The 6,683-nt window shown below is 70.0% G+C and carries 10 protein-coding genes and 1 pseudogene; 10 read left to right on the top strand and 1 reads right to left on the bottom strand.

Features of this window, described 5'->3' with window-relative positions; genetic code table 11:
- The first annotated feature begins 20 nt into the window (after positions 1-20).
- The 5 genes from DEIPI_RS36130 to DEIPI_RS0124360 are packed head-to-tail and all read left to right on the top strand — an operon-like array spanning position 21 to position 3,510.
- Complete coding sequence (locus DEIPI_RS36130) at positions 21-788, top strand: DUF4253 domain-containing protein (protein WP_052351987.1); 768 nt, start codon at positions 21-23, stop codon at positions 786-788.
- 58 nt (positions 789-846) lie between these two features.
- Positions 847-1,461: a DUF7660 family protein gene (locus tag DEIPI_RS36135; protein ID WP_052351988.1), complete on the top strand. Its 615-nt coding sequence runs from the start codon at positions 847-849 to the stop codon at positions 1,459-1,461.
- Positions 1,458-2,678, top strand: coding sequence for a hypothetical protein (locus DEIPI_RS0124350; RefSeq protein WP_027483502.1), 1,221 nt, complete (start codon positions 1,458-1,460; stop codon positions 2,676-2,678). The genes DEIPI_RS36135 and DEIPI_RS0124350 overlap by 4 nt, the downstream gene beginning before the upstream one ends.
- Positions 2,675-3,172, top strand: a complete 498-nt coding sequence (locus tag DEIPI_RS36140) for a hypothetical protein (RefSeq protein ID WP_157463993.1) — start codon at positions 2,675-2,677, stop codon at positions 3,170-3,172. The genes DEIPI_RS0124350 and DEIPI_RS36140 overlap by 4 nt, the downstream gene beginning before the upstream one ends.
- 8 nt (positions 3,173-3,180) lie before the next feature.
- The gene (locus DEIPI_RS0124360; RefSeq protein WP_157463995.1) at positions 3,181-3,510 is read left to right on the top strand and encodes a hypothetical protein; all 330 of its coding nucleotides are present in this window, start codon (positions 3,181-3,183) and stop codon (positions 3,508-3,510) included.
- 18 nt (positions 3,511-3,528) lie between these two features.
- Here the strand turns inward: DEIPI_RS0124360 and DEIPI_RS0124365 are convergent, their stop codons facing one another.
- A complete protein-coding gene (locus DEIPI_RS0124365; protein WP_157463997.1) occupies positions 3,529-3,951 on the bottom strand; it encodes a hypothetical protein in 423 nt (140 codons plus the stop codon).
- Between DEIPI_RS0124365 and DEIPI_RS34340 the strand changes: the two genes are divergently transcribed.
- The 5 genes and pseudogenes from DEIPI_RS34340 to DEIPI_RS40635 all read left to right on the top strand — a co-directional run.
- Complete coding sequence (locus tag DEIPI_RS34340) at positions 3,944-4,447, top strand: DUF6624 domain-containing protein (protein WP_157463999.1); 504 nt, start codon at positions 3,944-3,946, stop codon at positions 4,445-4,447. The two genes, DEIPI_RS0124365 and DEIPI_RS34340, sit on opposite strands and share 8 nt — an antisense overlap.
- A gap of 10 nt (positions 4,448-4,457) precedes the next feature.
- Complete coding sequence (locus tag DEIPI_RS0124375) at positions 4,458-4,799, top strand: hypothetical protein (RefSeq protein WP_027483506.1); 342 nt, start codon at positions 4,458-4,460, stop codon at positions 4,797-4,799.
- An 80-nt stretch (positions 4,800-4,879) separates the two neighbouring features.
- On the top strand, positions 4,880-5,452 hold the full coding sequence (locus tag DEIPI_RS0124380) for a hypothetical protein (protein WP_027483507.1): 573 nt from the start codon (positions 4,880-4,882) through the stop codon (positions 5,450-5,452).
- The gene (locus tag DEIPI_RS0124385; RefSeq protein ID WP_027483508.1) at positions 5,449-6,159 is read left to right on the top strand and encodes a hypothetical protein; all 711 of its coding nucleotides are present in this window, start codon (positions 5,449-5,451) and stop codon (positions 6,157-6,159) included. The genes DEIPI_RS0124380 and DEIPI_RS0124385 overlap by 4 nt, the downstream gene beginning before the upstream one ends.
- A 26-nt stretch (positions 6,160-6,185) precedes the next feature.
- Positions 6,186-6,683, top strand: a pseudogene (locus tag DEIPI_RS40635) (hypothetical protein); the annotation flags it as partial.

Genomic DNA, 6,683 nt, shown 5'->3' on the forward strand with positions numbered 1-6,683 from the left:
CCGACGGGTACGCTGAGGTCATGCTGCCTTCGCTCCTTGTCCTCGACGACGCTCGCCTTGCCTACCGTGACGTCCGCGAGGTGCCCTTCGGGGACCATTCGGTCCTGACGTTCAGTGTCGCTGGACGTGACGCGCTAAGCGTCTGGACGCGGCTCGCCCAGGCACACCCTGTGACCGGGTGCTGGCCCGTCGTCACCGGACAAGATCCGTTCGATCCGGGCGGAGCGAGCGACGAGCCTCTCAGGGAAGGCGAGGACGCCCGCGCTTTGCTGACCGGCTGGCTCGATGGGGAACTGGAAGACCCCGACGCGGAGACGTACGTCGGGAAGGTCGCGCGGACCCCCGAAGAAGCCCGACGGTACGCCACTACGGTGCCCGTGGACCTGCCCCTCCCCGACGTGTGGGAGGACGCGATCACCAGCGTCCGCGACCTGAGCACCCTCGTGGAGCACTCGCGGGTGTACCTCGCGCTCGTCGAGACCGAGCATTCCTGGGACGCACCCGCGTGGCTAGGATTCGGTGGGTTCAACGCCTGCCCGGCACCCGGCGAGCACACGGCGGTGCTGCGCTCGTGGCACGACCGCTACGGCCTGGAGGTGGTGTCGGTGACGTCGGACGTGCTGGAGTTCAGGGTGGACCGCCCTCCCCGGGATGCGCCCGAGGCGTTGCTGCTCGCGACGGAGCAGTTCGCGTACTGCTCGGACATCGTGTACCAGGGTGTGGAGACCGTCCCGAACCTTGCGGGGACGTTGCTGCGCAACCCCGTGTGGTTCTTCTGGTGGGACTGACCTTCCCAGACCTGAGCTGCGGCGGCCAGATGAGTGAGCGGCTGGTAGGCTGAGCCGCGTGGACGACACGGTGCTGTACGAGATCATCATCGAGATGAAGGCCGTCGGCTCGGACGACCTGACTGACCGTGACGACGTCGAGGAAGCCCTTGGGGCCGCGCTCGACGAGGCCGGGCTGGGGAACGTGACGGGCGCGGGCGCCGGGATGGGCGTGTTCGTCCTCGACGTGGAGGTCGTGCGGGGGGAGAAGGACCGCGCGCTGGACCTGATCCTGCGGGTGCTGAACGAGCTCGGGCTTCCCCCCTCGACGCGCGTCCGTGGTGGTGAGGTGACCGTCACGCTGGGGGACGCGCAGGAGGCTCCAGGGCAGGACGAGCAGATCGACGAGCTGGACGCCGCGTTCGAGGCGGTGCAGGACCGGACGAGCTTCCTCGCGTTCGTCGAGGCGCTCAAGCGGGATCGCCGTGAGGCGAGGGCGCTGGAAGACGTGGACCCCGAGCGGTTCCGGAGGTCTTCCGCGCTGGGCTGGGAGAACACCCGCATCGAAGACTTCCTCGACGCTGCCGTGGCGTGCGCTCGCGGTCACGAGGGCAGCGGGAGCGACTTCGCTCTTCCCGATCCGTCGTGGCGGGCGTTCGCGGCGTTCCTGCTCGGCGGGAAGGGCTACGAATGACGCACGAGCCCTTCCGGTTGTCTCAGCAACTGATCAACACCCTGCGCGGCGGGATCATCGCCGCGTACGACCCTCGCGCCGAACGGGACCGGATCGGCTGGATCGCCGTGGTGCCCGAACTCACCCCCACCTTCGAGGGCAACGTCTGGACGTACGCGGGCGTGCGGCTGGAGGTGACGCTCGACTCGTACGACGAGGTAAGGCGTCGGCAGGAAGCCCAGCAGGACTTCGAGGAGGGGGAGGTGCTGATGGTCACCCGCCATGCGCGGGTGACGCTGGCGTCGCTCGAATCGGTGCACGCCTTCTTCGCGAGGCACGTGGAGCGCCCGGAGTTCGTGCGTTCGGCGGACTTCGTGGAGTTCCCGGAGGACCTGAGCGACCCCCGCCCCTGGAAGGACCTCACTCGTGTGCTGGAGCATCGTCGCGTCGCCCGCGCGTTGCTGCGCGCCCAGCGCAGGGAAGTGCACGCCCGGATCGACTTGGGACAGAGCACCCTCGTTGGATACGTCGTGAGTGTGGAGCGCACGTCGTGCCGTCTGCTCGTCGCGTCCAGTCATACCTTCGAGGTGTCGTTCTGGAGCCTGACGCCGCGCGACGTGTCCGTGGTCGAGGACGGCGGGTTCCAGGCGCTGACTGCGGACGTCTCGCTCGATGACGTGGACGCGCTGCCCCTGTGGAGCTACGCCGAGGACCGCTGGGTGGAGGAAGGAGACGGTCGTGACGTCGACGAGGAGCACGGAGGCGGCCTCGGAGCGCTGTCGGGGATGGCGGCGCAGGCGATGGGGGTGACGGCGTTGCGCCGCTTCTGCGACCACCACGACATCCGGCACGCTGAGATCGACGCGTTCGTCGAGCGCCGCTTCGCGCTGATCACGGTGAGCGACTTCGCGCGGTGGGAACGGGAGACGACCCTCCTCGACCGCCTCGGGGGGCAGCACGACCTGCCCCCCAACCTGCTGGAGGCGGTGGGATCCCCGAACGTCGTGACGTTCCGGTACCTCCTTCAGAAGGTCAAGGGTATCGGGACCGTCGACTTGTGGGGCGACACGACCGAGTGGCCGTGGCGGTACCTGCGCGCGGCGCTCGCGGTGCTGGACGCGCACGACATCTCAAGGCCGGACGTGACGCCGTTCCTGAAGAGCCGCGCGACACGGGAGAACGCGTGGGGGTGGCCGGTCCCGGAGGAAGTCGTGAGCTTGTGGAGGACTTTGCGGTGACGACGCCCTGGGAGGTGGAGCCGCTGGAGTGCCTCTCGATCAGCGCGTGTCAGGCGTTGGGCGCGGTCGCGTTCCGACGGTGGTGCGCGCGGCATGATCTCGTGCACGCGGAGCTCGACGCGTTCGTCGAGCATGCGTTCTCGCTGGCGGAAGCGCCCGACCTCGTCGCGTGGGAGCGGGACATGCCTGCCCTGGTCGCGGTGGGGCTGGGCGACGACCTGCCCGAGGAGCTGGCGGGAGTGTACGAGGACTGCCGCTCGCAGATCTTCCTCGCGCTCGTGCAGCACGTGACGGAGATAGGATACGCGAACATGTACTGCGGGAGGACGCCCGCACCGTGGCGGCATCTGCACGCGGTTCTCGCGATCCTCGACGAGGAGGGCATGGGGAGACCGGACGTGACGCCGTTCCTGGTGAGTTCCTCGTCCGAGCGTGACGGTTGGGGTGAGCCGCTCGCGCCCGAGGTCATGGCCGTCTGGCGGGAGGTGCGATGATGGAAGGCGTGAAGGCGCCCTTGAAGCCCGTGGACTTCGTGCAGGCCGTGCTGCTCCGCCCCAGGATGTACACCGAGACCGGCTCCTACTACGAAGCGGTGGCGTTCCTCAAGGGGTACCTCAGTGGGATCCAGGGAGGTGGGCGCGGGCATCATAGCGACGCGCCGTGGTTCGAGTTCCTGGCGTGGCTTCCGGAGCGGGTCGGCATCTCGGAAGGTCGTGTGCTCGTGAGGTGGCGCGAGCGACACGAGGACGACACCCGCGCAGTGGGGACTCTGCTCGCGCTGTACGAGGAGTTCCTGAACACCCGAGACGAGGCTGGAGCGCCGCCGAGCTGAGCTGGGAGGTCGGCCCATTCAGCGCTCCGTGGGGTAGCCGATCTCCTTGATGTCCTCGGCGAGGGCTTCAAGCGTCAAGTCGTCGCTGAGGCTCGCGACGAGCTCGGGCGTGAGCGGCGCGTGCCTGTACACCGCCTCGACCGTAACGCGTGGGACGTTCACCTCGAAATACGCCTCGGCCCACGCGGCGTAGTCCTCGGGTCCGCCCGTGAGCAGCAACGTTAGCAACCCCAAGTCGGGCGCGTCCGGCGTGTCATCCTCCGCGCCCACGCCCTGCCAGCGCCTAGACGACCGGTCGAACCAACAAACGGTGCTCGTGGCGTCGAGCGAGAAGGCGGGCTCGCTGAAGAATGCCGCGTACTGGGCGTGGGCGAGCGCGCGGACATCCTCAATTTGTTTGCCGAGGCTGTTCCCCACGTCCGGGTCGTACGTCGTGAACACGCACCCTTCTGAGACGAACAGCACGAACGCCTCGCCCCCCGACCCGTCACGGACCGAGGCCATCATCGCGCCCGGCGACCAGGCGCGGTTGAAGGAGTGGTACCGGTCCTCCCACTCCGCGTACCTCAGGACGATCCTGCGCCTCTTCGGCTGGCCCAGCGCCAACCGTGCCGGCGCGTACCTCGCGCAGAACGCGTGGCTGCTCACCCGGCACGGCGACGCGACGCCCGCGCTGCAGCTCTGCGTCCTCAAGCTCATTGAGCGGCAGGCCAGCACGCCCGCCGAGCGGACGAACCTCGCGTACCTCACGGACCACGTGCTGCTCGCGCGCGGCGAGCCACAGATGTACGGCACGCAGGTCACCGTGGACGACCTCAGGGGCTTGGCCAGCCCGCGGACGCTCCGCGATCCGGAGAACGTGGACGCACGCCGCCGCGCGGTGGGCCTCGGCCCCCTCGCGGACTACCTCCGGGGCTTTGAGCCCGGACATCGGTGAGGGGCGTGACGTGCCGGTCGTGAAGGAAGGGCAGTGGCGGATCGACCGGCCGAAGTGGGCGATCATCGGGCTGATGCGGCAGCTCCTCGACGAGGACGCGCTCCTGCAGCACCTGCCGCCAGCGTTCGTGGAGGACGTGCGCTTCATGGAGATGGTCCACACGGACCTGATCGACCTCGACCTGCTCGACGAGACCGCCCTCGCGCGCCTCGTGGCGTTCCTGCGCGCCCTGCTCGCCTCGTACGAGCAGGGACGCGGACGAGCCGTGACCCGCGGGACGTCGCCGGTTCCTGCAGGTCACGCGTCTTTCGCCGGACGAGGGCCGCGCGGACGAGGCGTGGGCGTGCGGTGACGAGCTTCGCCAAGCGCACGCCCTTGGAAGCCGCGAAGATGCGGCGCCCAGCACCCCTTGGACACCCTAGAGTGAGCGCGATGCGTGCCTTCCTCGCCCGCGCCGTCCTCGGCGCCGTCCTGCTCACCCCCGCCGCGTTCGCCCAGACGTCCAAGGACCCGCCCTACTGGTCGGGCGCCACCTCCACGAACCTCGCCAACCTCGACCTCACCGAGGACGTGTGCGACGCCGGGGTGCTCTACGTGGAGGAAGGCAAGGACGACGCCGTCACCGAGCCCTTCCAGAACGAACTCGAAGCGCTCGTCCGCGCCGAGGACAAGCGCCTCGGCGACCGAGTGATCCGCACGGGCTTCGCGTGCCCTGCGCGGCTGCTCGTGAGCGTCCGCGTGCGCCGCGACGGCGGCGTCGACGCGTACACCGTCACCAGCGCCGTGTACATGGGCCCCCTGCACGTCGACGGGCTGCTCAGCAACGACGAGGAGGACCAGTACGACGCGGACTTCGTGCTGCGCTCCTTCCCCGTCTACACCGTCACCACCTGGGGCGCCGCGAAGCCCGCCGAGCTGCGTGCGCGGCTGCGGGACGCCGCCACCTGGGCGTACCGTCACACCCTCGAGCTGTACGACGAGGAGCGCGAGGAGGCCGACGAGTGAGCCGCGCCGCGCTGCTCGCCCTGCTGGCCATCACGCTGGCCGGCTGCAGTGGAGTGCGCCCGCCCGACTCGGTGCCCCAGGGGCCCGCGCTGAAACTTCCCTCGGTGCTCCCGAACGCGACCCTCGCCGTCAACGTCGACCTTCCGGACCAGCCGGCCTGGGCGTTCGCCGCGCGGATGTGGGAGCACCCTGAGGTCATCGCGCCGCTCGTGAGCTTTGACGCGCATGGCCACGCCGAGCTTACGCTGACCCTCCCCGTCGGGAAGGCAAACTCCTTCCTGACGGACGCGCGGACCTTCGCCGCCGTCGACGTCCCCACCTGCCAGGGCACATACAGCGGCGCGCCCGGCGCTTGGGTCGTCGCGGTCGGGCTCGTCCCGCTCTTCACCAGCCTGGGCGGCTACGTCGGCACCGCGTACCTCGCCACAGCCGAGTGGACGCCCGAGCGGCAGGTGATGGGCGCGTGGATGTACGCGGACCGCGATACGCACATCGTCGTCAGCGTCGACTGTGACGCACCCGATCCCAAGCCGGACATCCGCGTCCGCATGGACCTGGACCTCAAGGCCGGCTGGAACGAGGTCACCCGTGATCGCGACGTCCTTGCCATCGCGCCCGCCCCGACCGAGACGTGGCGTAGCGGTCACCCCGCGGGTGCCACGTGGCGTGCCACGCTCGGCGTGATCAGCGGCGCGAGCGTCCGCTGACCGCGCGGACCGGGAAGGAGCGTCGTGTGCCGCAGGACGTCGCGGACGTGCTGGCGCAGGTGCCGAGGGTGCACGCGCTGCTCGCGCCGATCTCGACGCCAGACGTGCCGGCGCGGCCGCACCCGCGTGCGTGGAGCGTGAGGTGGCCGCGCGTCGTGGACCTGGCGCTGGCGCTCACCACCGTCACGACCCGCGTCCTCGAGGTCCTCGACGCGCCGGGCTGGGAGTTCCTCGTGGGCGGGGTGGCCGTGACCGCGCTGTTCCTGACGCGGCTGCTGATGCACTGGCGTGAGTTCCGGCGCCTGACCGGCATGGCCGACGCGGAGGCGCACGGCGGCCTCGTGGAGCGCAGCGCGCGCGAGGCCGTCGTCGCGGCGCGTCTGCAGAACCATGACGTCCGCGCGTTGGAGTACGTCCTAGCGGAGTACGACGCGTACCAGGAGACCGCGGACTGTTTCGGGCGTCTGGGCACTGCCGCTGCTGGCCGTGCCGCTGGGGCTCGCGCTCGGCGGGCTCGCCGGACT

This window comes from Deinococcus pimensis DSM 21231, assembly GCF_000519345.1.
GTDB lineage: Bacteria > Deinococcota > Deinococci > Deinococcales > Deinococcaceae > Deinococcus_A > Deinococcus_A pimensis.